Origin of the sequence: Rubrobacter tropicus (assembly GCF_011492945.1) — a bacterium.
Lineage (GTDB): Bacteria > Actinomycetota > Rubrobacteria > Rubrobacterales > Rubrobacteraceae > Rubrobacter_D > Rubrobacter_D tropicus.
Map to the genome: position 1 here is coordinate 3317059 of NZ_CP045119.1, position 23492 is coordinate 3340550.

The following is a 23492-nucleotide window of genomic DNA, read 5'->3' on the forward strand; positions in this document are numbered from 1 at the left end:
AACTCATGCGCACCACCGACGCCCGCGGGGAGGCCGCCTCCACCGCGCAGACCATCGCCTCCGTAGTCGGGGGACGCACCCTCGAAGACGCGCCCGGCGGCAGAACGGAATCGGTAAACCCGGCCCACAAGGACGAGACCGTCGCCGAGGTGCTCCTCGGCGACGCCGGCACGTTCGTCCAAGCCTGCCGGGCGGCGCGGGAGGCGCAGGGGGATTGGGCCGCCGTACCCGCCCCGATCCGGGCCCAGGTCGTAAAGAAGATAGGCCGCATCGTCGAGAGCAACAAGGAGGCCCTAGCCCGTCTCGTGACCCGCGAGATAGGCAAACCCTATACGGAAGCCCTCGGGGAGGTGCAGGAGATAATAGACACCTGCGACTTCTTTACGGGAGAAGGCAGACGTCTTTACGGTCAGACCGTGCCCTCCGAGATGCCGGACAAACAGCTCTTCACCTTCAGGGTGCCGGTCGGGGTCGCGGCGATCATCACGGCGGGGAACTTCCCCGTTGCCGTTCCGTCCTGGTACCTGATCCCGGCCCTCACCTGCGGCAACGCCGTCGTCTGGAAACCGGCCGAGTACTCCCCGGCCGTCGGCGACGCCCTCGCGAAACTCTTCCAGGCGGGCGGCCTGCCCGACGGCGTCCTGAACGTCGTCCAGTGCGAAGGCCCGGCGGCCTTCGAGGGCCTGGAGAACGCCCTGGATGAAGGCCTCGTGGACAAGGTTGGTTTCACGGGCTCTTCCGCGGTGGGGGGCAAGATCGGGGAGCTCTGCGGCAGGCACCTCCAGTCCCCCTGCCTGGAGCTCGGCGGCAAGAACCCCCTCGTCGTCATGCCGGACGCGGACCTAGATCTGGCCGTCGAGGGTGCCCTCTTCTCCGGCTTCGGCACGGCTGGCCAGCGCTGCACCTCCCTCGGCACGGCCATCGTCCACGAGTCCGTCCACGACGAGTTCCTCTCGCGGCTCACGGAGAGGATCGAGGGCGCGAAGGTCGGCGACCCGACGGACGACGCCGTCCTCTACGGCCCGATGCTCAGCGAGCGTTTCATGGACCGCTTCGTCGATTCCCTGGGCATGATCGAAGCCCACCACACCGCCCACGGCTCGACCGGGACGGGCCGCATCACGAACGACAACCCGCGCGAGAACTTCGTGGGCGACCCCGAGGCCGGCTTCTTCTGCCACCCGACGCTTGTCAGCGGCGTAAAGAAGGGGGACGACCTCTTCAACACCGAGACCTTCGGCCCGCTCGTCGGCGTGGCGTCGTTCTCAAGCTTCGAGGAGGCGGTCGATCTCAGCAACGCCCACGGCTACGGGTTGTCCGCGGCGATCTACACCCGCGACGCGACGAACGCCCTGCGTTTTCGCGAGGGCAACCGGGCCGGGATGCTCTCCGTGAACAACTCGACTAGCGGCGCCGAGGCCCACCTGCCCTTCGGGGGCAACGGCAAGAGCGGAAACGGCAGCCGGCTCTCCGGCATCTGGGTGATAGACCAGTTCACCCGCTGGCAGTCCATGAACTGGGACTACGCGGGCAGGCTCCAGAAGGCCCAGATGGACGTCGCCGACCTCCCCGCCGACCTCGACTTTACGCTGCCGGAATAGGAAGTCGTGTACGACGTCATAGTCGCGGGTCTCGGCGGTATGGGAAGCTCCGCCGCCTACCACCTGGCGGGCCGGGGCAAGAAGGTACTCGGGCTGGAGCGGTACGCCCCGGCGCACGACAGGGGCTCCAGTCACGGCGAATCGCGCATCATCCGCCAGGCGTACTTCGAGGGGCGGAGTACGTGCCGCTCCTGATGCGGGCCTACGAGTTGTGGGAAGAGTTGGAAGCGGAGACGGGTGAGGATCTCTTGACGCTCTGCGGGGGTCTCTTTATCGGCGCCGAAGACGGCGAACTCGTCGCCGGCAGCGCTGCCAGCGCCGACGAACACGGGCTCCCCTACGAGATGCTGAGCGCCCCGGACCTCAAACGCCGGTTCCCGGTCTTCGATCCGGCACCCGGAACCGTCGCCCTCTTCGAGAAACGGGCGGGCTTCGTGCGGCCCGAAGCCACGGTAAAGGCGCACCTCGGCCGGGCCTCCGCCCTCGGCGCGGACCTCCGGTTCGGGGAGCCGGTCGTCTCCTGGGAGGCGACGGGCTCGGGCGTAAGGGTGCGGACGGAGAACGGTCTCTACGAGGCGGAGCGGCTGGTCGTATCGGCCGGGGCGTGGGCCGGGGAGATCCTGTCGGAGCTTGGGCTTCCGCTGGAGGTGACCCGCCAGATCCTGTTCTGGTTCAGGCCCCCGGAAGGCACGGCTGCCTTCGCGCCTGACCGTCTCCCCATCTGGATCTTCGAGCCACCCGACGGCAACATGTTCTACAGCTTCCCGGCCGTCGACGGCGCCGATACCGTCAAAGCCGCCTTCTTCCGGGCCGACGGGACCCCGGCCGACCCTTACACCATCGATCGCGAGGTACACGAAGACGAGGTGGACTTTATCCGCCGCTACCTCGGCCGTCACGTTCCTTCTCTGAACGGCGAACTCGTCAGCGCCAGGACCTGCATGTACACGAACACGCCGGACCAGCACTTCGTGATCTCGACGCACCCGGAACACCCGCAGGTCGCCGTCGCAGCCGGGTTCTCCGGGCACGGCTACAAGTTCTGCAGCGTGGTCGGCGAGATCCTCGCGGACCTCTCCACCTCGGGCGAGACCGGCCACCCGATAGGTCTCTTCTCCCCGTCGCGCTTCGTAAGGAGCTAGCGGTGGAGGTCCTGACCGCGAGGGAGACGGCAGCCCGCCTCCCCTACGCGGCCCTCGCCGACGCCATCCGGGAGGTGGCCCTGGCCCGCTCCTCCGGCTCCGTCCAGGCCCCGCCCCGGATCGCGCTGCCCCTCCGGGCGAAGCCGGGCGCCGTCCTGCTCGTCATGCCCGCCTCGGACGCGGAGATCGCCATCACCAAGCTCGTCACCGTCCACCCCGACAACGCGGGCCACAACCTCCCGACCATCCAGGGCGAGGTCGTCGTGATGGAGGCGGAGACCGGTACGCGGCTCGGTCTTCTGGACGGCGCCACCGTAACCGCCCGCCGGACCGCCGCCCTCTCGCTGCTCGCCGCCCGCGAGCTCGCCCCGCGGCCCGACGCTCCGCTCCTGATCGTGGGCGCCGGGGCCCAGGCCCGCTCGCACCTCGAAGCGTTCGCCGAAGGTCTCGGCGTCTCGAAGGTCTTCCTGACCTCTCGCACGCGGGAGAGGGCGGAAGCTCTCGCCGCGCGAGCGCGCGAGCTGGGCGTGGAAGCCGCGGTGGCGGAGAGCCCGGAAGAGGCGCTGTCCGAGGTCGGCCTGATCGTCACGGCCACGACGAGCCGGGAGCCCGTGCTGCCCGAAGGCGTGCGAGACGGCACGTTCGTCGCGGCGGTAGGTTCGTTCGAGCCCGAAGCTGCGGAGTTGCCGCCCGGTTTGATCTCCGGTTCCACCGTTGTCGTGGACACCATCGAGGGGGCGAAGGAGGAGGCGGGAGACCTGATCCGGGCCGAGCAGGCCGGCGCCTTCAGTTGGTCCGACGCGACCTCCCTCGAAGACGCCCTCCGCGACGAGGCACGCCCGACCGGCACGGTCGTCTTCGAGAGCGTGGGCCACGCGCTCTGGGACCTGGCCGCCGCCCGCGCGGCCTTCGCCCGGTAAGGGGTCCGCCCCACAACGCATCGCCGATCACCCGCCCGGGTATAATCCGCCTGGCTTGATCCAGGCGCTACCAAGAACGGCGACGTACCTCTGCTCCCTCGCGGCGGTTCTCGCATTCCTGGCGTTTCCCGCCCTCGCCGCGGCCCAGAACGCGGACACGATCTTCGACGACGCGGGCGAGCTCAGCGACGCCGAGGAACGGCAGGTTCAGCAGGCCTTCGACGCCGCCGGGGAAGAGTCCGGGCAGCCGCTCTACGCCTTCCTGGCGCCGGAGACGGGCGTGGCCGCGAACGACGGCGCGGCCCAACGGGAACTCCTGACCCAGGAGGCCCGTGACGAGAACCTCCCGCAGGACGCGGGAGTCGTTTTCGTCGCCCCGGACGACGGATGGGTCCAATCGGGGAACCTGGACGGGGTCTCCGAGCAGGAGGTCTACGAGGCCATGATCCCGGACTTCCGGGATGGGGATTTCGCGGCGGGCCTCGTCGCCGGCGCCGGGGAGATACGGGGCGAGCCCGTGGCCGCGGGGGACGGTTCCGCCGCGGCCGGCGGCCTGCCGGGCGGCGGTCTGCTCCTCTTCCTCGTGGCGGCGGTAGGGGCGTTCCTGCTTTTCAGGAACCGGCGCGCCAACAGGCGGCGCGCCGAAGAGGAGCGCCGGGCCGCGGAGGAGGAGTTCGCCGGGCTCACCACGCGGCTGGACGAGTTCGACGGGAAGGAGAGGCTCGTCTCGGGCTACCTGGAGGCGCAGCGTCCGCTGCTCGACCAGCGGACGGAAGCTTGGGTGGAGCAGAAGATCTCTGACGCCAGGACCGCCGGCTTCGCCAGGGAGTTCAACGACGCCGCCCCCATCCTGACCTCGAACCCCGCCGCGGCCAGCCGCAAGATGGAGAACGGCCGCGTCCTCCTGGAAGGCGCCCTGCAAGACCTCGCCGAGGCCGAGAAGACCATGGACGACTACAGGGCCGCCGACGAGGCCCTGGACGGCAAGCTCCGCGCGGCGAAGGAGGAGATACGGGCCGCCGAAGCGGCCGAGCAGGCCGCCCGCTCCGAAGGCGTGGCCGCCGAACGTCTCGACCTCAACCCGGAATTCGACCGTCTGGCGCGGGAGGCCGCCGACCGGGCCGCCCGCCGGGAGGAGTTCGACCCTCGCGAGAACTTGGCCGCGGTGGAGGCGCTAACGCGGCGGGCCCGCGACCGCAGGAGGGCCCTGCGCGAAGAGGCCGCCGCCCGCGAGGCCCTCCCCGACGAACGCCACGCCGCGGAGGGCGCGCTCGTCCGGGCCGGGGAGACGCTCAAGGCCTACGAGCGATCCCACCAGAGGGCGCTGGACGGGTTCGGCCCGGCCGCGCTCGAGGATGTTCCGAGCCCGGATGAACTCTCGTCGGGCCTGCTCCACGCCGAGGGCTGCATGGACCGCGCGGACCGCGCGGCCTCCGCCGGCCGCTTCGCCGAGGCCCGTTCCCTGCTCCGGGAGGCCACGGGCCTCGCCCGGAACGTCATGGACACGCCGGGCCGGCTCAAGGCGGCCGTGGCCGCGGCCGACCGCAAAAAGCGCGAGGGCGAGGAGAAGCTGAACGAGCTCGAAGCCCGCCTGGCGCAGGCCAAGGCAAACGAGCACCTCATGGACCCTTACCAGCGCCAGAGGCTCAGGGACTACGAGTACCAGCTGGGCAACGCCCGCTACGGCTTCTTCGGGGGGGATTGGCTCACCGCGCTCCTGCTCTTCGAAGCTCTGGATAACGACTACATGTACATGGGAGACCCCTCGATGTACTCCGGCGACGGCTTCGGCGACGACTGGGGCGGAGGAGACTTCGGCGGTGGCGACTTCGGAGGAGGAGATTTTGGAGGCGGGGATTTCTAGGCCCTTGTTCCGCTAACCCAATGTGAAAGCGTGTACACTTGGCAGGAGGGGGACGAATCTGCAAGACGTGAAAGGAGCTGGCATTGCGGGAGAACGTCGTCGGATACGAGCCCCTATCGAGCATCGCGGTCGGGCGTGAGAGCGAGGAGATGTGCCTGCTGGCCCGTCTCTTCAACGGCTTCTCCAACTCGACCCGGCTCTCCATCTTGCTGCTCCTCGTGCAGCGGGGCGAGATGAAAGTAGGGGAACTCGTAGAAGAGCTCGAAGCCCCGCAACCCCGCGTCTCCGACCACCTCCGCTGCCTCTCGGGGTGCGGGTACGTGCAGGTCAGGCGCGAGGGCCGCAACGCCTACTACTCCGTCTCCGACGAACGCATCCTGACGATCCTCGGCCTCGGCGAAGAACTACTCCGCGACAACCGCGAGTGCCTGGAAGCCTGCGACACCATAAAGAAGGATTTTTAGGGCTGTCAGCTCTCAGCCCGCTGCGGCTTCGCCTCCGCTCTCAGCCATCAGCCCTTTGCTTTTGCTGAAAGCCGATGGCTGAGAGAGTTCTGCGGATCGCCCCATACTTTCTTCGGAACCTCTCATGCATTACTCGTCCTCGGAGGGCGCGAGAACTTCCAGTAGACGAGCGCCAGCAGGATCACCAGCCCCACGGCCACCGCGCCGAACCGGATCTGCTCGTCTTCTGTCATGAACGCCCGGATCAAACCGTAGAACAGCGTGAAGACCGCCCCGAGGGTCGCCCCTTCGCCGATCACGGGCATACCGCTGATCCAGACTAGCCCCGTCACCAGCAACAGCACCGCCACTCCGATCGAGATGGAGGCGACAACCAGGTTGTAGTTCGAGAAATCTTCCCGATAAGCCTTCTCGTCGGCCCGAAACTCTTCCATCTTCCGCTGCTCCTCCGGCGTGCGCTCCTGACCGGGCCCCTGCTCCATCCCGGAAGGGTAAGCCGGGTACCGCGGCTCCTGGTAGAACGCCGAGATCCCAAACCCCACGAAAGCAACCACCAGCAACGCTATGGCCAGCGCGTACAACGGCTTCAACGGCGACATACGACCTCCTCAAACGGCTAACGCATCCCCCACGACCCTCCTCCTCGGAAGTCCGACCTCCTTTCCGCTAGACTTACGTTGTAAATTTACAACGTAAGTCTAGCGCTTGCGTGGGACGGTTGTCAAGAGGTGCGGGGGTATTTGCGGGGGTGCGGGGCTATTCGGGGTTGGTTTCGGTCCTCTGGCGGGCGGTTTTGAGCTTCCGTTTCCAGCGCTCGCCCCAGCGGGCCTGGGCGGCGAGGGCGACGCGGTTGTGGGGGAGTTCGCCGGAGGTCAGGGATTCGTCGTAGCCGTTCAGGTATCCGAGTCTGGCATCGCGGAGGGCGTAGGGTGAGATCCAGGCCGGCAGGTCGAGCCCGCGCCACAGCTCGACCATCTCCGCCGCCGACCTGAAGCCGGCTTCGCGCGCGTCTTCGGAGCCCAGCCCTTCTCCCGCCTTGCGGCAGGCTTCCCGCAGTTCGTCTGGGGTGAAACCCACTTTCGGGGCGTGACGGGCCAGGGCTTCGGGGAGCCGGTACGGGGGATGGGACAGGGGATCTCCTCGGTAGCTTGCGAAAAGGCTAACACGGGTGGGAGGGGTAGGTGTTTACCGAAAGAGGACCGCGGGAACCTTGGGGTTTCGTCACACGCACTAATACGGATCAGGGGTATCTCACATGGCGCAGGCGCGAGATTTGAGGCAGGCGATAGATTCGATGGCGGGCCGCGACGGGCCCATGCTTTCGGCTTACGTGAGCGTGAACGCCGCCATCCCGGAGAACCAGGAGCGGGCCTACCTGGTGCGCCTCAGGGACGCCATGAACGACGAGGGCGTCCCTGAAAGTCTGCAGGATCGGGTCCGCGAGAGCCTTGAAGGGGAGACCCATCCCGGGGCCAGGACGCTCGCCGTCTTCGCGGACGAGGGCGGGCTCTTCGAGGTCTACCGGCTGCAGGTGGACCTGCCGGAGTCGAGCCGCTGGGGCGACCCGTACGTGGCGCCGCTAACCCTCGTGCTCGACGAGTACGAGGCCTACGGGGCGGTCGTACTGGACGCGGAGCGGTTCAGGTACTTCGTCGTCTCGCCGCTGGCGGACGCCGAAGGCGGCGAGCAGGTCAAGGGCAACGGTTTCAGGGAGTTGGACGTGGATCCCAGCGAGCCGTACCCCAGGGGCGGGATGGACCAGGAGCCGACCAGCCGCCGGACGGAGGCGAACGTCCACAAGTTCTACAACCAGCTCGGCGAGCTGACGCGGGACCTTACCCTCCGCGAGGGGGTGAAGCGCCTGATCCTGGCCGGCCCGAAAGAGAGGACCGCTGAGTTCCGCAACCTGCTGCCCAACGAGGTCAAGGACCGCGTCGTCGCCGAGGAACATTTGGACCTGAGCGCTTCGGAAGGAGAGATCCTGGACCGCCTGGAGGAGATCCGGGAGCGGGCCGAGCACGAGCGCGCGGGCGAGCTTCTGGCGGAGATCCGGGAATCCGGCGTGCGCGGTCCCGGGGAGACCATAAAAGCCCTCCAGGAAGAGAACCGCGTCTACCACCTCGCGGTCCTGTGGGACCTCGACGGCGAGGTGCGCTGGTCTGACGCGGACGGCCTCGCCATAATGGACGTTACGCGGGAGAAGAGCCCCTACTCCGGCGAGCCGACCCGCGTGCGGCCTCTCACCGACGTTCTTGTCGAGCTCGCGGCTGCCCGCGGCGCCCGCCTGGACTTCATGCGCGGCGAGAACGAGAACACCGACACTTTGCGCGACGAGTTCGGCGGCATAGCGGGCCTCACCCGCTTTTAGAGCGGAATGCGGGGGCATCGCCCCTGCATTCCGCGCGGTCAGCGATCAGCCCGCTCCGGCTCCGCCTGCGCTGTCAGCTATCAGCTTTTCTGCTCTTGCTGAGAGCTGACTGCTGATGGCTGACAGCTTCACTCTCCCGCATGTTTCGTTTTTGTTAAGAGTATTGCGAAATATGGGTTGGGGTGTTAGCTTTATTGTGTCATCTGCCGTGTCTCGGCGGTGACATCAGGGTCGTAAAAACACTATTCTTGGTTCCCGCACGGGGAAGAAGCAAGGAGGAGCGATGAGGGGAAGGTTCGGCTGGATCGGGGCCGGGGTGTTGTTGCTCGGCATCGTGGCGATCCTGGCGGTCGGGTTCACGGCCCTTGGGGGTACGGACCTGCTGGCGGGGGCGGGCGCCGACAAGACGGAGCGGGCCAAGGAGCCCACCGGCGCGAAGAAAGACCCTCCAAAAGCCGCCCAGGAACCCGAGAAGGAGCAAGCCAAGAAAGAGGAACCCAAAGAAGAAGAGTCGAAGAAAGACGAGCCGGACGAGGAGCTGAACAACAAGGAGCAGGCGAAGGCCGCGGAGAAAGAGCCTACGCCGACGGAGGCGTCCGCCGAGGCCTCCGCTTCGGCGGCCGCTTCGGCGCCCGCCGACACCACCATGACGCTCGAAGTCCCGGCGATAGGCCTCTCCGTCCCCGTCTACGAGGGTACGGGCGAGGCTTCGCTCTCGGCCGGGACCGGCCACCTTTCGGGGACCGGGTACCCCTGGATCCCGGGCTCCAACACCTACGTCGCCGGGCACCGCATCGGCTATCCCGGCACCGCCAGCGACTACGTTTTCTGGGACCTTCCCTCGCTCGTCGAAGGCGACGAGGTCTACCTTACCGACGCCAACGGCAAGACCTACACCTACGCGGTAAGCGAGATCCTGGAAGTACCGATCACGGACCTCTCGGTTACCGCCCCCGTCGCCGGCAGGGACGTCGTGAGCCTTCAGACGTGCATCGAAAACTACGGCGATTACTGGACCCCCGGACCCAACTGGTACGTCCGCTACGTGGTCCGCGCTGACAAGGTGGCGTAGCTGTTAGCTTTCAGCGGTCAGCCTTCAGCTTTTTCTGCTGGGGGGCTGGCCGCTTCCGTTTCGGGTCTTCCGGCGTATCGAATCTGCCCAGCTGACGGCTGAAAGCGGAGGCCGAAGGCCCAAGCGGGCTGATAGCTGATGGCAGAAGCGATTCGCTTTCAGCGAATCGCTTCTGCCATCGCGCGCAGCATCTTCGGGGTGGCGAGCCAGCGTAGTTGACCGGTGCCTGGTGACAGCGCGCCGTCGAAGCGGACGCACACTACGCCGCCTTTCTTTATGGTGATCTCGGCGCCGTTCGCCTCGCCGGTGAGCAAGTACGAGGCGAGCTCGTGCAGGCCGGGCCGGTGCCCGACCAACGCAACGGTCCCAGCCGCTTCGTAAGCTTCGAGGACCCGCGCGGCCCTATCCGGCGGCAACGTCGGTTCGAGCGAAGCCCAGGCCTTCGGCGCGGGCCAGCCTTCCAGCTCGGCCAGGACCTCGGCCGTCCGCCACGCCCGCTCGAAGGGGCTGCTGAGGAGCGCGTCGACCCGGGGCGCGAGTTGGACGAGACCTGGGAGAGAGTGCCGAAAGGCTTCCTCTCCCTCGGGTGTCAGGGGACGGAGCGAATCGTCGGGCCAGCGCTCCGGGTCGCGCCCGTGGGCGGATGCGTGGCGTACCAGGTAGACATCCACGCGAGGCTAGCGGACGGTCTTTTTCGAGCCCTTCGCCTTCTGCGGGCTCTTCCTGGCGTCCTTCATGACCTTCTCGAAGTCCTTCCAGGTCTTGCCCCTGGCGAGGGCGCGAAACGGCTTCGACCGGAGCACTTCGGAGCGTATCCTGGCGGCTTCCCTGAGGTAGCGCTCGGAGTAGACGCCCATCGTGAAGGCCGCGCCCCGCGGGACGCGGGGACCGTTCGTCGTGGTGCCGAGTTCTCGCAGGGTGCCGGCGGCGACGACGGCGTCCTGGTGATCGCCGAGGTCGTCCTGCAGCGTCTTTAGGGGTTCGATCAGGTCTTCCGTCCCCTTGCCGTATACCTCGGAGACGAACTCAAGCGCGTAGCGGAGCCGCTTGCCTTTCTTGCGAAGGTCGTGGAAGCTCTCGGTAGGTGACGACTCTTCCAGACGCCCGGCGGCCTTGCTCCACTTGCGGTAGCGGGCGGAGATCAGGGCCGGCGCCGCCGATGTGACGGGCTCGCCCTCGGGGCTGTGGCCGTTGCCCTGCGCGAGCTCCCGCTCCGCGCCCGGGCCACGACGCAGCATCTCGCCGAAGGACGCCTCCAGGCGCTCGTAGCGCGCCGAGTCGAGCACTTCGAGCATGAGCGCGCGGGCCTCGGTCCGCCGCTTCTTCATGACGTCGAGGATCTTGCCGAGGAACTCGGAGCTCTCCTCGTCGGCCTCGTTCTTCCAGGCCTCCAGGCGGCCGATCTGGACGTCCAAGTCCCTGACGTCGCCCAAAGAGCCCGCCACCCAGCGGAGCTCCTCGCGGAACCACTTCGCCCTCTCGGGCAGCGCCCCCTCGAACACCTTCATGGCGGCCCGCATCCGGCGCGTCGCCACGCGCATGTCGTGGAGCGCTTCCGGGTCTTCGCCGATCCTGGTGCCGGGCTCGTGGGACCGCATCTTGGCGAACTGCCTCCGCAGCACGGCGAACGCGACCTCGCCCAAAGTCATGGTCGGTTCTATCTCCGTGGGCCCCGCCTCGGTCTCGGAGCGCGGGCTGAGGCCCGTGGCGTAGAGGCCGGTCTCGAACTTGGAGATCGAGGCGGGCTTCAGTTCCAGGGCATACTGCATCTCGTCGACGAAGCCCCGCAGGTCGGGCGTCGGGGCGGTCCCGGCACCGGCCTCGACCTCGACGCGGCAGATTCGGGCCGACTCCCGGCCCTCGCCGATCGGAATTTCGGAAGAGTCGAGCACGACCTCGCCGATGCGGACCCGGTTTGCCGACGAGCCGTTCTCCGGCTCGCCCGTATCGTCCTCCAGCAGGAGCGCGAACTTCTGGCGGCTGGTGCGGACCTCGAACATCAGCCGCGTGTCCTGGCCTCCGAGAAGGGAGCGGATGCGCTCCCCGACAGGACCGGGGGCCTTGCCCAGAGTGGCGGGCTTATCGTCGCCAAGGGGCTCCGTGATCTCGCGCCGCTTTCTGACGTTGCCCTCCGCGGGCGAGAGGGACTTCATGGTAGCCTCGGCGTTGCTCCCCACCTTGCGGACGCGCAGGGCGTACCCGGCCCGGTAGAAACGCCAGTCCTCCGCGTCGTAGTAGGCGTCGGTGATCTTCTCCTCCGACTCGGGCTCGACCACGAGGCCGGACCCGGACGAGTGCTGCCGCAGCCAGGCCTCGACGGGTTCGAGCTCCACCGCGTCGAACTGCCACTCCACCTCGTGATGGTCGACCGGAGACCTCCCTCTGGAAGACCGTCCTCCCGACTTGGTGGTCCCGGCCGATCTCCGCCTGCTCCTCTGCTGCGCCACTCGTCCTCGCTTTCTTCCGGTCGCCCCTGCCGGCGAGCATTCTAACATGCACGACATATAGCAATCGCGCTCACCACATGCACAACCCGTGGTGTATCCGGGTTTGAAAGCGGCGCTGCCGGCCCTTATATTTCGGTCGAGATCCCGCGCCGAAGTAGCGCGGGCGGTCCTTGCCGGGGTGGTGCGTGGAAAACCTGACGATCTCGTACGCGGAGATAGTGGTCCGGCTGCTCGCGACGGCGGTGCTGTGCGGGTTGATCGGGCTGGAGCGCGAGACGCGAGACCAGTCCGCGGGGTTCAGGACGCACATCCTTCTCGGCCTCGGGGCCGCGCTCTTCACGCTCGTCTCGGCCTACGGTTTCCCCGATTTCACGGGGGCGGCGCTGGAGAGCGGCGGTCGGGGCGTACAGTTCGACCCGACCAGGATAGCCGCCCAGGTCGTCACCGGCGTCGGATTTCTCGGGGCCGGCGCGATCATCCGCCAGGGTATCGACGTGCGGGGCCTCACCACCGCGGCGAGCCTCTGGACGGCCGCCGCCATCGGCCTGGCCTCTGGCGCGGGCTACTACTTCGGCGCGGCGGCCACGACGGCCGTGGTACTCGTGGCCCTGTACCTGCTGCGCGGGGTCAGGGTCTACGTGGTCTCGCGCTTCCGCACCGCCTTCGCCGTCCTGAACGTCCACTTCACCGACGCGGGCGCCGAGATTTCCGGCGTGACGAACATCCTAGAAAGCAACGACGTCAGGATCCGCAGCACGGACGCGGAGATAGAGGATGGCAGGGCAAGCTACGAGCTCCAATTACGCGTCCCCCCGGGCCGGAGCATGCACGAGATGCTGGCCGAGGTCTCCGCCCTCCCGAGCGTAAAGCGCGCGGAGATCACGGGATTGCAGGAGGTCGAATGAGTCCCGGCTCCCGTCCGACGCTCAAGGATCGAGGTTGCGGCCCACGTCACAGCCGCGGCGGCCCCGCGACGCGCGTCCTTCCCGTAGGGCTTCGCGTCAAGGTATTGCGGCCCCTCGACCCGCGCCTACTCCACCTGCCCGTCGCGGTATCCGGCGAGCAGCGCCACCGGAGCCGCGACGGTCTGTGCTTCAATGGGAGAATGATGGACCCCGGGACAGCTTTGCTGGTCGTCGACGCGCAAAGGAGATTCTACGACCCCGGCTGGAGCCCGCGGAACAACCCGGCGGCTGAAGTGCTCGCCGCACGGCGGGGGGCCTGCCTGCCGATCTTCCACGCGAGGCACCTCTCTGCGGGGCCCGGATCGTCCCTCGGCCCGGGGAGCCCGTGGTAGAGAAGCGGGTGAACGGCTGCTTCGTCGGTACCGCCCTCGAAGGGCGCCTGCGGGCCGCAAGGATGACAGGGGCGCTCGAGATCTGCGGCGTGACGACCGGCCACCGCGTCTCGGCAACCGCCAGGATGGCCGCCAACACAAGCTTCGCCGCCGTCTCCGACGCCCGCGCCACCTTCGACCGCGAGGGACCGGACGGTAGGGCGTTCCTTGCCGGGGAGGCGCACGAGGTCTCGCTGGCGAGCCTGCACGGGGCGTTCGCCGAGGCGGTTTCGTCTGGCCCGTTGCCCTCCGAGCCGGAGGCGGGAAACGGGGCCCGCCGGTGAAGGCGGTCCTGCTCACCGGCCACGGGGGTCCCGAGAAGCTCGAGTACCGGGAGGACGTCCCCGCGCCCGAACCCGCCGCCGGCGAGGTCCTCATCGAGGTCGGCGCCGCCGGCGTAAACAACACGGACCTCTGGACCAGGGAGGGCGCATACGGGGCGGCGGACGACCCCGAGGCGACGGGCGGCTGGCGGCGCGGGGAGGCGATGGGTTTCCCGCGGATACAGGGCATGGACGTGGCGGGCCGGATCGTCGCGGTCGGCGACGGGGTCGCGGGAACACGGGTCGGCGAACGCGTCCTGGTCGATCCGACCTTGTACGCCGGGGAGGGGAACGGCCTTATCGGCGCCGGGTTTATCGGCAGCGAGCGGGACGGCGGCTTCGCCGAGTACGTCGCGGTCCCCGCGGGGAACGCCCACCCCGTCGGCAGCGCCTTGGGCGACGAGGAGCTCGCCACGTTCCCAACGGCCTACGTCACCGCCCAGCGGATGCTCAAGCGGGCGAGGCTCAAGAGCGGCGAGACCGTCCTCGTGACCGGAGCCTCCGGCGGCGTCGGCTCGGCGCTGGTGCAGCTCGCGAAGGCGCGCGGCGCGTACGTCGTCGCCGTGGCGGGCCCGGGCAAGGAGGAGCGCGTCCGCGAGATCGGCGCCGACGCGGTGCTCGCACGCGGCACCCCCGACCTGCCCGCCGCCGCGTCGGAAGCCTCGGGCGGCCGCCCGATCGACGCGGTGGCCGACGTGGTGGGGGGAGACTCCTTTGCGGGTTTACTCAACGCCTTGAGGCCCGAGGGCCGCTACGTGGTAGCCGGAGCCATCGCCGGCCCTTCCGTGGGCCTCGACCTGAGGACCGTCTACCTCAACCACCTGGAGATCATCGGCTCGACCATGGGCACGCGCGAGGACTTCGCCGACGTCGTGCGGCACGTGACCGACGGCCGGGTGAGGCCGCTACTGGCCGGCGTCTACCCGCTCCGCGACCTCGGGCGGGCCCAGGAAGACTTCGGACGGAAGAGCTTCTTCGGCAAGCTAGTGGTTGTGCCGCGCTGAAACGAAAATCTGCCGAACGGCATTAGTGGCAACCCGGATGCCGGGTGAGGGTGGGGATCAGGGCCCGGGGTTGAGGCGCCGGATCGCGTAGAAAAGCGGAACGTCGTATGCCAGCACGTAGATCGTGTAGGCCAGGTGGACCCACGCCGCGACCGGCTCGTAGACGAAAAGCGCAATCTGGAGCACGAGGAGCGGCCCAAGGAACCCGATTATCCCCAAGTACCCGACGAGGGTGCTCCGGTACTCGAAGAAGGCGTAGTTCCACAGGGCGTTCAGCAACATGACGACGACGAGCGCCGTCAACGCTACCGCCCTGTCCCCCGCGGAGGGGACCGCCGTCAGCACCCGGTAGGCCACGAACCCGTCGATCACGTAGACGATGAGGCCGACCAGGATGGAGGCCCACAGCGGGATCTGCCACCGGGGCTTCCTCAAACGCGGATACCAGGTCTTCGGCCCGTCCCCCGTCAGGAACCCTTCGAGTACCGCGACCGCCGCACAGAGCCCGACGGCGACCCCGAGGGGCGCCCAGTCCGGCGTCATCCTCTCGACCGCCCCACCACTCTCTCCCTAAAAGCCCTCCGTGAGGAGTAGGGCCTGGCTGTCCAGCGGCTCTTCTCCTTCCGCGGGGTGGCGGCGCTCGAAGACGCCGTCGGTCTTGAGGTTCCAGCCGTTGGCGGTGTCGGCGAGTTGGAGGTCCAGGAGGCGCCGGACCTTCTCGCGGTGGCGTTTCTCGCGCAGGGGGAAGGCCGTCTCGACGCGCCGGTCGAGGTTGCGCTGCATCAGGTCGGCGCTGCCGAGGTAGATCCTCTCGTCATCCCCGTCGCCGAAGGCGAAGATGCGGGCGTGCTCCAAAAAGCGCCCGACGAGAGAGACGACCCGGATGTTCTCGCTGACGCCCTCCACGCCGGGCCTCAGGCAGCAGATGCTGCGCACGATCAGGTCGATCCTCACCCCTGCCTGCGAGGCCTCGTAGAGCAAAGCTATTATCCTGGGGTCCGTCAGCGAGTTAGTCTTGCACGTGATCCGGGCCGGCTCGCCGTTCTTGGCCTTCTCGGTCTGCTCCTCTATCCCTCGCATGATGCGGTCGCGCAAGGTTACCGGGGCGACGAGCAACTCCTGGTACTCCTCGTGCTCGGAGTAGCCGGTCAGGTAGTTGAAGAGGTCCGAGCCGTCTTCCGCCAGCTTCTGGTCGTCCGTGAAGTAGGAGAAGTCCGTGTACACGCGGGAAGTGCCGGGGTTGTAGTTGCCCGTGCCGAGGTGGAGGTAACGCCTCAGGCCGTGGCCCTCGCGGCGGACGACCAGGCAGATCTTGGCGTGCGTCTTGAGGCCCACTATGCCGTAGGCGACGTGGACCCCCCGGGCTTCCAACTGCCGCGCCCAGGTTATGTTCGGCTCCTCGTCGAAGCGTGCCTTTAGCTCCACGAGCACGGCCACCTGGGTCTGCTCGTCGCGGGCCTCGGAGAGCGCTTCTACTATGGGCGAGTTCGACCCTACCCTGTAGAGGGTCTGCTTTATGGCGAGCACCTCGGGGTCGTTGGCCGCGGCCCGGACGAAGTCGACGACCGGTGAGAACGAGTCGTACGGATGGTAGAGCAGGATGTCCCCGTTGCGGGTCGCCTGGGTGATGGACCGGGCGTTCCGGATCTCCGGCGGCACCCGCGGCGCGATGGGCGGGTAGAGGAGGTCCGGGCGATCCAGGTGCGTGAGCTCCTGGAGGTCCGCGAGCCCTATCGGGTGGGGGGCCGCAAAGACCGAGTTCTCGTCGAGGTTGAGGTTGCCGGCGAGCCACTCCACGAGGTCGTCGGGCATCTCGTCGGAGACCACGAGCCTCACCCCCTGGCCGAACCAGCGGCCCTCGAGCTCGTCCTCTATAGCCTGGAGGAGGTCCGAAGCTTCGTCCTCCTCTATGACGAAGTCCGCGTTGCGCGTCACCTGGAAGACGTAGCTCGCCGTGACCTCCTTGCCGGGGAAGAGCTCGTCCAGGTTGGCCGCGATGACCTCCTCGACCCGCACGAAGCGTATCTCGGGGCGCGTGCCGGGCTCGGGCTCCCCGTCCTGCAGCCGCACGAAGCGGTCTATGGTCGTCGGCATCTTTACCCGCGCCATCACCCTCCGGCCCTCGTCCTCTATTACGACGAGCAGGTTCAGGGATAGGTTGGAGATGTGGGGGAAAGGGTGGGCCGGGTCTATCGCCAGCGGCGTCAGGATCGGCAGGATGTCCCGGACGAACCTCTCCCGCAGCTGCCGCTTCTCGGCGGCGCGGATCTTCTTGTGGGGGACTATCTTTATGCCCTCACTCTCCAGGGCGGGGATGATCTCCTTGTTCAGGATGCTGCGCCGCTCCTCGAAGAACTCCTCGGTGCTCTCCTTTATGCGGGATATCTGCTCTTCGGGCGTCATGCCGTCGGGGACGGGGTTCGGTAGTTCCGAGGCTACCTGCTGCTGGAGCCCTGCTACCCGGATCATGAAGAACTCGTCCAGGTTGGTCTCGGAGATCGAGACGAACCTTACCCTCTCCAGAAGCGGGTGACGCCCGTCCCTGGCCTGCTCGAGCACCCTGTCGTTGAAGCCGAGCCACGACAACTCGCGGTTGATGTAGAGCGACGGGTCCGAGAGGCTGGGCCTGTGCGCGACGTCCGTCATACCTGTCCCCCCTCTGCCAGCGCGAGAAGCGTGCCCTCCCTGATGCCCCCCCGCGCCACGGTCAACTCCTCCTTACCGAATACTTCGAGCACCGTGGCGAGCGTCGTGATCGCCGCCGGCAAGACCCGCGCCCGCTCCGGCGTGAGCCCGTGCTCCCTGGCGAGCACCCCGGAAGGCCACTTCCTGATCTCCTCCGACAGCCGCCACAGGCGCCCGGCGGTGAGGTCGTCCTGCGTGATCTTGACCATCGCCCGCGCCGACCCGCCGACCGCCACCACGGGCGCATCCCCGATGTCCCACGCGGGCAGCAGCCCGGCCACGTGTTCCCCGAGCGCCCCGAGTTCCCCGTCCGTCGGAGGGTTCGTCCGCACGAAGCGCTCCGTGGTGCGGTTGGTGCCGAGGGGCAGGGAGACGCGCTCCTCCACCACGCCCGACGCCTCGCCGAAGATCAACTGCGCGGACCCGCCCCCGAGGTCGACGACGAGCACCTTCCCCTCCCGGCGCCCCCCGAGCGCCGAGAGGGCGCCCCGGAAACCGAGTTCGGCCTCCTTCTTGCCCGAGATGAGGCGCATCTTCAACCCCGTCGTCTCCCGCACCCTTTCGACCAGCTCCGGGCCGTTCTCGGCGTCGCGGACCGCGCTGGTCGCGAGCACCTCGGGCGACGGCGCGCCGTTCAGGGCGGCGATCCGGGCGAAGAAGTTTATGGCCTCGGCAGCGAGCAGGAGCCTCTCCTGCTCCAGACGACCCGTCTTCTCCACGCCGGCACCCAGCCTGGCGGAGAACTTCTCCCCCGTGACGGGCAAAACCTCTCCGCCGTCCACCTCCCCGACCAGGAGGTGTATCGTGTTCGATCCCACGTCTACGACCGAATACCGACTCAAATCATTGCCCCCAATCGCGCGGCGTGAATGCTCATACCGACCATGATACCGTTCCCCGATCCGGGGTGATATATTCGCCCCGCTAACGAGAATTTCTCGCTCTTGATGGGGTACGCGTACGCCGCGAACCGGCGTTGGAACCGGAGAGATCATGGCAAAGAAGGGCAAAAAATCAGCCGGCAAGGCCGCGAAGAACGGCGCGCTCGCCACGCTGGCGAAACCCGACGCGAAGGTCCGCGACTACGACGCCCACGTGCTCGTCTGCAAGGGCGGCGACTGCAAAAAGCGCGGCTCGAAAGACGTGAAAAAGGCGCTCAAGGACGAGCTGCGCGCCGCCGGGATGAACCGCGACGTCCGCCTCGATTCCGTCGAATGCCTCGGCCTCTGCAAGCACGGCCCGAACGCCATCGTCTACCCCTCGGGGACGTGGTACCTCGGCCTGATCGAAGCCGACGCCCCCGAGATAGTCGAGAGCCACCTCAAGAACGGCGAGCCGGTCGAGCACCTCGCCGCGGAACTGCGTCCGCGGAAGAAGAGGCGGTAAGAGCCCTCCTACACCACGCTCGTCAGCTCGGCCTGGACTATCAGGCGCTGCGAGTAGTCCGGAAGCGTACAAGTCTGGAGGCTGACGACGCTCCTGCCGGGGACCGGCTGGGTGACGGAGTAGGCGTCGGGGTTGACCACGAACTTCTCGAAGACCTCGTAGTTGTAGCGCGTCCCGTTCGCGTCGGTAAGCATGACCTTGTCGCCGGCCTCCAGCCTGTTCAGGTCGTTGAAGACGAGAAAGCTGGCGGTGCCGGGGAAGCCCATGCGGTGGCCAGCGATGTAGACGTTGGCGCCGTCCTGCCAGGGGAAGCCCGTGCTGTCCACGTGGAGCGTGCCGTCGTGGAGGGCGGCCTCGTCGTTGGCGGGGCCGGTGTAGACGGGCACGTCGTCGACGCGACGCATCTCGGGGACCGTAAGGCTCAGGTCGCCGCTCTTCGGCGGCTCCTTGCCGAAGATGGCCGCAGTGGCGAGCGGGTCACCCATCAGGAACGAATACCCGATAAGCGCAAGCCCCGAGAAGACCATGAGCACGGCGAGCAGGTAGCCGAAGACCCTGCCAACGCTCCTCTTGCCCCGGTAAGTTCTCACCCTTCTAAGCCTCCTGTGCGAGCGGTCAAACGGAGCATACTCTAAGAAAGTAACACCACGGTTACAAGTCAGCAACGCTTTTGCTCCTCCCTGCGGTCGTCGCAGCACGCTCCGGCTCCGCCTCCGCTTGTCAGCCCGGCGCTTCGCGCCTCTCAGCACGTTCCCTTCGGAGGCTTTCAGCCAGTCGTCTTCATCCGGCCTTTCGCTGCGGAAGCCGCAACCTTTCGGCTTCCGCGGCCCGGCTTCGCCCTGCGCGGCCAGAGAGCTGATAGCTGAAAGCGAGGGCCTGCTAAGGCCCGACGCGTGCCGAGAGTGGAGCCCATAGGGCGGAACGTGCTGACAAGCGAAGCCCGAAGGGCGCAGCGGGCGCGACGACCGCAGGGAGGAGCCCGCTACTTCAGCTCTCCCTGAACGACTAGGCGCCTGGAGTAGTCAGGGAGGGTGCAAGTCTGTAGGCTTACTACGCTCTTGCCCTTGATAGGGCGCAGGACGCGGACGGCGCTCGGGTCGACGACGAACTTGTCGAAGACTTTGTAGGTGTAGCGTTCGCCGCCGGCGTCGGTGAGGATGATCTCATCCCCCTCCTGCAGCCTGTCCAGGTCCCAGAAGACGAGGTTGCTCTTGGTCCCCGGGTAACCGACCCTGTGGCCGGCGATGTAGACGTTGGCGCCTCTCTGCCAGGGGAACCCCGTGCCCTTCACGTGGGCGGTGCCGTCGTGCATGGCGTCCTCGTACTCGGGCTTCGCGGCGTCGTAGACGGGTACGTCATCGACCCGGTCCAGCTTCGGGACGGTCAACTTGAGGGTCTTCTCCTTCGGGGCGTCCACCCTGGGGCCGCGGACCTTCTCGACTATCCTCTCGGGGAGGCTCCTGGCGAACCTGTCCTGCACCTCTTCGGTGACTTTGTCGGAGACTTTCTCGGGGGTGTTGGCCGAGGCCGGCCCTCCCCCGCCAAAGAGCGAGTACAAGAGGAGCCCGAGCCCGACGAAGAGCACACCGGCCGCGGCGACCGCCGTCATCACCTTCCCGGTCAGCCGACCCTTTACCTTCTTCATCGCTTTCGACCCCCTTTCCGGTCTCGGTCTGGATCTATGGTTAAAAATTACTTCTTTCGGGTTACAAATCGGTAACAGAAGGGAGATTTGTTGGTAACGATGCGGCAGCGGGCACGGAAGCCGCGTCGTCGCTATAATGCCTCTTCGTGAGGATCGGGGTACCGAAAGAAGTCCTTGAGGGGGAGCGGCGGGTCGGGCTGGTGCCCGAGACCGTCGCCAGGCTCGTCAAGGAGGGTTTCGAGGTCGTAGTCGAGTCGGGGGCTGGCCGCGACTACAACCTGGACGAGAACTACGAAGAGGCCGGGGCGAAGGTCGTGGGCGAGGCGCCCGAGGTCTACGGCGGCTCCGACCTTATCGTCAAGGTCGCCTCTCCCACCGAAGAAGAAGTCGGGATGATGGAGAAGGGCCAGATCCTGCTCTGCTTCCTGAACGGCCCGGGCAACCCCGAACTGGTCCGGAAGCTGGCCGAAGCGGGCGTAACGGTCTTCTCGAACGAGGCGATCCCCCGCACGAGCGTGGCCCAGAGCATGGACGCCCTCTCCTCGATGGGCTCCATCGCGGGCTACAAAACGGCCCTCATAGCAGCCGACTCCTTGGGGAAGTACGTCCCGATGCTCTCGACCGCCGCGGGCACGACCAAGGCGGCCAAGGTGCTCGTCTTCGGCGTCGCGGTCGCGGGGTTGCAGGCGATCGCGATCATGAACCGCCTGGGGGCGGAGGTCTTCGCCTACGACATCAGGCCCGAGACGAAAGAGCAGGCCCAGTCTTTGGGCGCCTCGTTTATAGACTCCGACGACGAGGGCGAGGAAGAAGAGCCCGAGGACGAGTTCGTCGAGTACGAGCCGACGGGGTTCAACAAGTTCATGACCGCGCTCGGCTTCTACTCCTTCGCGGAGCCTCCGCGCGACCGGTACGTCGTCGAGGGCGAAGAGGAGCCCGAGGAGGACGAGGAAAAAGATGAAGGCTGGTCCAACGAGAAGCTCGAGCGGGACCAGGAGCTTTTGCGGGAGAGGATCAAGGAGATGGACATCGTCCTGACCACGGCGCTCGTGCCCGGCAGGAAGGCGCCGACGCTCGTGGACAAGGCGATGGTCGAGAGCCTGAAGCCGGGGAGCGTGATCGTCGACCTCGCGGCCGAGGCCGGGGGCAACTGCGAGCTCACGGAGGCGGGAGAGACCGTCGAGCACCAGCAGGTAAAGATAATAGGCCCGGTCAACCTGCCGAGCACCATGCCCATTCATGCGAGCCAGCTCCTCTCGCGCAACATGCACAACCTCATAGGCCACGTCACAGAAGACAGGGCAGAAGACAAGAAGGAGCACGATCTTCACCCGAACCTCGACTTCGAGGACGAGATCATAGCCACCACCTGCATCGCCCACGACGGCGAGATCCGCCAGGAGGCGACCCGCGAGGCGCTGCAGGAAGACTCAAAAGAGAGCGAGGCCGGGTAGATGCAGGAGCTACTGGCGCAGCTCGCCATCCTCATCATCGCGGCGTTCCTCGGGTTCGAGCTGATCTCGCGCGTGCCCAACCTGTTGCACACGCCACTCATGAGCGCCACCAACGCCATCCACGGGGTGATCCTGGTCGGCGGCATGATCACGCTCGCCTCCGAAGGCTCCTTCGCCATAAAGGTCGTCGGCTTCGTGGCCGTCTTCTTCGGGGCGATGAACGTGGTCGGCGGTTTCTGGGTGACGAACCGGATGCTCGGCATGTTCCGTCCCCCCCGCCCCAGGGTCAAGAAGAGAAGAGAGGGCTAAACCTTGCAGGTCGCCACGTTCCTGGCCTACCTCGCGGCGGCCGCGCTGTTCATCGTCGGCATCCGCCGTTTGCGCAAGCCGGAGACAGCTCGCTCCGGCAACACCATAGCCGCCGTCGGGATGACGGTGGCGCTCGTCGCCACGCTCTTCGTCATCCGGTTCGAGAGCCTGCTCCTGATTGGGGCCGCCGTGATACTCGGCGCGGTCGTCGGCGCCGTCTCGGCCCAGAGGGTCCAGATGACGGCTATGCCCCAGATGGTCGCCGCCTACAACGGCGTCGGCGGCGGGGCCGCGGCGCTCATTGCGCTCTCCGAGTTCTACCACCTGCAGGTCGAGGGCGAGATGAGCCTGGTCGCCGCTCTCACGGTACCTTTGACCATCCTTATAGGCTCGGTCAGCTTCATGGGCAGCGTCGTGGCTTTCCTGAAGCTCCAGGAGCTCGCCTTCACGGGCGCCGTCTCCTTCCCGCTTCAGCAGGTGGTCAACGCCTTGCTCTTCGTCGGCGTCCTCGTCCTCGGGGCGAACGCCATCACGGGCGGGGCGATACTCCCGTTCCTCTCGCCCGTCGCCTCCGTGGTCGCCGTGCTCGCGGCTTCGGCCGTGCTCGGGGTGCTGCTCGTCATCCCGATAGGCGGGGCGGACATGCCGATAGTGATCTCGCTCTTGAACGCCTTCACGGGCCTGGCGGCGGCGGCCTCGGGGTTCGTGCTGGAGAACTACATCCTCATCATCGGCGGCACGATAGTCGGCGCCTCGGGCACCATCCTCACGCGCCTGATGTCGAGCGCGCTGGGACGCCCTCTGGGCAAGATCATATTCGCCGGCATCGCCGCCGCAGGCTCTAGCAAGGGCGAGGACCAGGAGGACCGCGAGGTCAACGACGTGGGCGCCGGCGAGGTCGGCGAGTACCTCTCCGACGAGGCGGAGAAGATAATCATAGTCCCGGGCTACGGCCTGGCCGTGGCCCAGGCCCAAGGGCCCATGCGCGAGCTGATGGAGACGCTCGAAGCCGAGGGAAAGACCGTCCTCTTCGGCATCCACCCCGTCGCGGGCCGGATGCCCGGCCACATGAACGTCCTGCTTACCGAGGCCGGCGTCCCGTACGAGAAGCTCTATGACCTCGAGGACATAAACCCGGAGCTCGAAGACGCCGACGCCGCCATCATCGTCGGCGCGAACGATGTCGTGAACCCGGCGGCCAACGACGAGGAGCAGGACAGCCCCATAAGCGGCATGCCGATCCTAAACGTCGAGGCCGCGGAACGGGTAATCTTCATCAAGCGCTCCTTGAGCCCCGGTTTCGCCGGCGTGGACAACCCGCTCTTCTACGACACGGACAAGACGATGATGCTCTTCTCCGACGCCAAGCAGGGCCTCCAGGAAGTCGTCGAGGCCGTCAAGGGTTCCTGACACCCGTCAGCGATAGCTATCGGAGAGAGTCCGCCGTGCTCTGAACGTCGCCCTCCACCCGA

Annotated in this window: 23 protein-coding genes; 14 read left to right on the forward strand and 9 right to left on the reverse strand. The window is 67.2% G+C overall.

Annotated features, from left to right (window positions below):
* Positions 1 to 5: 5 nt before the first annotated feature.
* The 5 genes from GBA63_RS16730 to GBA63_RS16750 all read left to right on the forward strand — a co-directional run bounded on the left by GBA63_RS16730 (position 6) and on the right by GBA63_RS16750 (position 5991).
* On the forward strand, positions 6 to 1601 hold the full coding sequence (locus GBA63_RS16730; RefSeq protein ID WP_166177912.1) for an aldehyde dehydrogenase family protein: 1596 nt from the start codon (positions 6 to 8) through the stop codon (positions 1599 to 1601).
* Positions 1598 to 2743: an N-methyl-L-tryptophan oxidase gene (gene solA / locus GBA63_RS16735; RefSeq protein WP_266096325.1), complete on the forward strand. Its 1146-nt coding sequence runs from the start codon at positions 1598 to 1600 to the stop codon at positions 2741 to 2743. Before GBA63_RS16730 ends, solA begins: the two co-directional genes overlap by 4 nt.
* A 2-nt stretch (positions 2744 to 2745) precedes the next feature.
* Positions 2746 to 3663 (forward strand): delta(1)-pyrroline-2-carboxylate reductase family protein, encoded by a 918-nt coding sequence (locus GBA63_RS16740; RefSeq protein ID WP_166177913.1) that lies wholly within the window; start codon positions 2746 to 2748, stop codon positions 3661 to 3663.
* 55 nt (positions 3664 to 3718) lie between these two features.
* Positions 3719 to 5527, forward strand: a complete 1809-nt coding sequence (locus tag GBA63_RS16745; protein ID WP_166177914.1) for a TPM domain-containing protein — start codon at positions 3719 to 3721, stop codon at positions 5525 to 5527.
* Between the two features lie 83 nt (positions 5528 to 5610).
* Positions 5611 to 5991: an ArsR/SmtB family transcription factor gene (locus GBA63_RS16750; protein WP_228282146.1), complete on the forward strand. Its 381-nt coding sequence runs from the start codon at positions 5611 to 5613 to the stop codon at positions 5989 to 5991.
* Positions 5992 to 6113: 122 nt separating this feature from the next.
* Here the strand turns inward: GBA63_RS16750 and GBA63_RS16755 are convergent, their stop codons facing one another.
* Both GBA63_RS16755 and GBA63_RS16760 read right to left on the reverse strand, forming a co-directional pair.
* Positions 6114 to 6590 carry a hypothetical protein gene (locus GBA63_RS16755; RefSeq protein ID WP_166177915.1) on the reverse strand — a complete coding sequence of 159 codons (477 nt, stop codon included), beginning with the start codon at positions 6588 to 6590 and terminating at the stop codon, positions 6114 to 6116.
* Between the two features lie 157 nt (positions 6591 to 6747).
* On the reverse strand, positions 6748 to 7068 hold the full coding sequence (locus GBA63_RS16760) for a hypothetical protein (protein WP_166177916.1): 321 nt from the start codon (positions 7066 to 7068) through the stop codon (positions 6748 to 6750).
* Between the two features lie 178 nt (positions 7069 to 7246).
* Here GBA63_RS16760 and GBA63_RS16765 point away from each other — a divergent pair, with 178 nt between their 5' ends.
* Together GBA63_RS16765 and GBA63_RS16770 are read left to right on the forward strand one after the other, a co-directional pair.
* Positions 7247 to 8359: a baeRF10 domain-containing protein gene (locus GBA63_RS16765; RefSeq protein WP_166177917.1), complete on the forward strand. Its 1113-nt coding sequence runs from the start codon at positions 7247 to 7249 to the stop codon at positions 8357 to 8359.
* A 283-nt stretch (positions 8360 to 8642) separates the two neighbouring features.
* Entirely contained in the window at positions 8643 to 9431 is a 789-nt protein-coding gene (locus tag GBA63_RS16770) for a sortase (protein WP_166177918.1), read from the forward strand.
* A gap of 158 nt (positions 9432 to 9589) precedes the next feature.
* On the opposite strand, the gene GBA63_RS16775 is transcribed toward GBA63_RS16770, so the two are convergent.
* Together GBA63_RS16775 and GBA63_RS16780 are read right to left on the reverse strand one after the other, a co-directional pair.
* Complete coding sequence (locus GBA63_RS16775; RefSeq protein ID WP_166177919.1) at positions 9590 to 10102, reverse strand: SixA phosphatase family protein; 513 nt, start codon at positions 10100 to 10102, stop codon at positions 9590 to 9592.
* 6 nt (positions 10103 to 10108) lie between these two features.
* The gene (locus GBA63_RS16780) at positions 10109 to 11878 is read right to left on the reverse strand and encodes a CYTH and CHAD domain-containing protein (RefSeq protein ID WP_166177920.1); all 1770 of its coding nucleotides are present in this window, start codon (positions 11876 to 11878) and stop codon (positions 10109 to 10111) included.
* A gap of 185 nt (positions 11879 to 12063) precedes the next feature.
* Here GBA63_RS16780 and GBA63_RS16785 point away from each other — a divergent pair, with 185 nt between their 5' ends.
* The 3 genes from GBA63_RS16785 (at position 12064) to GBA63_RS16795 (ending at position 14541) form a co-directional block, all read left to right on the forward strand.
* On the forward strand, positions 12064 to 12783 hold the full coding sequence (locus GBA63_RS16785; RefSeq protein WP_207956862.1) for an MgtC/SapB family protein: 720 nt from the start codon (positions 12064 to 12066) through the stop codon (positions 12781 to 12783).
* Positions 12784 to 13168: 385 nt separating this feature from the next.
* Complete coding sequence (locus GBA63_RS23345; RefSeq protein ID WP_207956863.1) at positions 13169 to 13498, forward strand: cysteine hydrolase family protein; 330 nt, start codon at positions 13169 to 13171, stop codon at positions 13496 to 13498.
* The gene (locus GBA63_RS16795) at positions 13495 to 14541 is read left to right on the forward strand and encodes an alcohol dehydrogenase family protein (protein WP_166177921.1); all 1047 of its coding nucleotides are present in this window, start codon (positions 13495 to 13497) and stop codon (positions 14539 to 14541) included. The genes GBA63_RS23345 and GBA63_RS16795 overlap by 4 nt, the downstream gene beginning before the upstream one ends.
* Positions 14542 to 14598: 57 nt before the next feature.
* Here the strand turns inward: GBA63_RS16795 and GBA63_RS16800 are convergent, their stop codons facing one another.
* The 3 genes from GBA63_RS16800 to GBA63_RS16810 are packed head-to-tail and all read right to left on the reverse strand — an operon-like array spanning position 14599 to position 18068.
* Positions 14599 to 15084 carry a TspO/MBR family protein gene (locus GBA63_RS16800; RefSeq protein WP_166177922.1) on the reverse strand — a complete coding sequence of 162 codons (486 nt, stop codon included), beginning with the start codon at positions 15082 to 15084 and terminating at the stop codon, positions 14599 to 14601.
* Between the two features lie 27 nt (positions 15085 to 15111).
* Positions 15112 to 17187, reverse strand: a complete 2076-nt coding sequence (gene ppk1 / locus GBA63_RS16805) for a polyphosphate kinase 1 (RefSeq protein WP_166177923.1) — start codon at positions 17185 to 17187, stop codon at positions 15112 to 15114.
* The gene (locus tag GBA63_RS16810; protein WP_166177924.1) at positions 17184 to 18068 is read right to left on the reverse strand and encodes a Ppx/GppA phosphatase family protein; all 885 of its coding nucleotides are present in this window, start codon (positions 18066 to 18068) and stop codon (positions 17184 to 17186) included. Before GBA63_RS16810 ends, ppk1 begins: the two co-directional genes overlap by 4 nt.
* A gap of 151 nt (positions 18069 to 18219) precedes the next feature.
* Here GBA63_RS16810 and GBA63_RS16815 point away from each other — a divergent pair, with 151 nt between their 5' ends.
* Positions 18220 to 18612, forward strand: coding sequence for a (2Fe-2S) ferredoxin domain-containing protein (locus GBA63_RS16815; protein WP_166177925.1), 393 nt, complete (start codon positions 18220 to 18222; stop codon positions 18610 to 18612).
* Positions 18613 to 18620: 8 nt separating this feature from the next.
* Here GBA63_RS16815 and GBA63_RS16820 read toward each other — a convergent pair whose 3' ends face one another.
* A complete protein-coding gene (locus GBA63_RS16820; RefSeq protein WP_228282147.1) occupies positions 18621 to 19202 on the reverse strand; it encodes a sortase in 582 nt (193 codons plus the stop codon).
* Positions 19203 to 19594: 392 nt separating this feature from the next.
* Positions 19595 to 20257 carry a sortase gene (locus GBA63_RS16825; RefSeq protein WP_166177926.1) on the reverse strand — a complete coding sequence of 221 codons (663 nt, stop codon included), beginning with the start codon at positions 20255 to 20257 and terminating at the stop codon, positions 19595 to 19597.
* 146 nt (positions 20258 to 20403) lie between these two features.
* On the opposite strand from GBA63_RS16825, the gene GBA63_RS16830 reads away from it, so the two are divergent.
* The 3 genes from GBA63_RS16830 to GBA63_RS16840 are packed head-to-tail and all read left to right on the forward strand — an operon-like array spanning position 20404 to position 23430.
* On the forward strand, positions 20404 to 21711 hold the full coding sequence (locus GBA63_RS16830; protein WP_166177928.1) for an NAD(P) transhydrogenase subunit alpha: 1308 nt from the start codon (positions 20404 to 20406) through the stop codon (positions 21709 to 21711).
* Positions 21712 to 22020 (forward strand): NAD(P) transhydrogenase subunit alpha, encoded by a 309-nt coding sequence (locus tag GBA63_RS16835; protein ID WP_166177930.1) that lies wholly within the window; start codon positions 21712 to 21714, stop codon positions 22018 to 22020.
* Positions 22021 to 22023: 3 nt separating this feature from the next.
* The gene (locus GBA63_RS16840) at positions 22024 to 23430 is read left to right on the forward strand and encodes an NAD(P)(+) transhydrogenase (Re/Si-specific) subunit beta (protein ID WP_166177932.1); all 1407 of its coding nucleotides are present in this window, start codon (positions 22024 to 22026) and stop codon (positions 23428 to 23430) included.
* Positions 23431 to 23492: the final 62 nt, after the last annotated feature.